The sequence below is a fragment of the Christiangramia aquimixticola genome (assembly GCF_048285835.1).
GTDB lineage: Bacteria > Bacteroidota > Bacteroidia > Flavobacteriales > Flavobacteriaceae > Christiangramia > Christiangramia aquimixticola.
This window is the reverse complement of sequence record NZ_JBLVTL010000019.1, coordinates 1-591: the sequence shown is the minus strand read 5'-3', so window position 1 is coordinate 591 and position 591 is coordinate 1. Positions and strand designations below refer to the sequence as shown.

Sequence of the window (591 nt, the reverse complement as noted above, 5' to 3'; positions counted from 1 at the left end):
TATTCCATTCCCATCGTCACCTGATTTCAGGGTAGCAGTGGTAGTATCATCGGTTAGTGTAAGCCCTGTTAAACTCACATTTCCTGTATTGGCTACAGAGATAGTGTAAGTAAGAGTAGAAGGCTCATCGATCGCTGTTAGATCTACCACATTGGTAATAGTAAGTTTCGCTTCCTTGGAAAGCGGAGTAATTTCCTCGTTACTTTCTTTAGGACCTGTAGTTTCATCTGAATTAGCTACGGCAGTGTTTACCACTTCTCCAGCATCTACATCAGCCTGGGTGATGGTATAAGTAGCAGTAAAAGTTTTGTCATCGCTAGCACCCGGAGCAAGGCTAATAGGTCCTCCGCTTACGGTTACTTTAGGATCGGTAACCTGGATGTTCGTCAATGTTAGATTTCCAGTGTTGGTAACCGTAAAGGTATACGAGATGGTTTCACCTGCATCGGCATTTCCATCGTTATTAGTATCGTTGAAGGTGCCATCTTTAACCAGCGTCATAAGAGGATTCTGATCAATGGTAGTATTGGCAGTAGCGCTGGTAGGACCAGGTACTTCGTTGGTTACTACACTTGCAGTATTTGATAGGGT

Annotated in this window: 1 protein-coding gene; it reads right to left on the bottom strand. The window is 43.7% G+C overall.

The annotated features are described in order from the left end of the window. A partial coding sequence (locus ACNKXV_RS13290) for a DUF7507 domain-containing protein (protein WP_470269802.1) occupies nt 1-591 on the bottom strand: 591 nt, incomplete at both ends.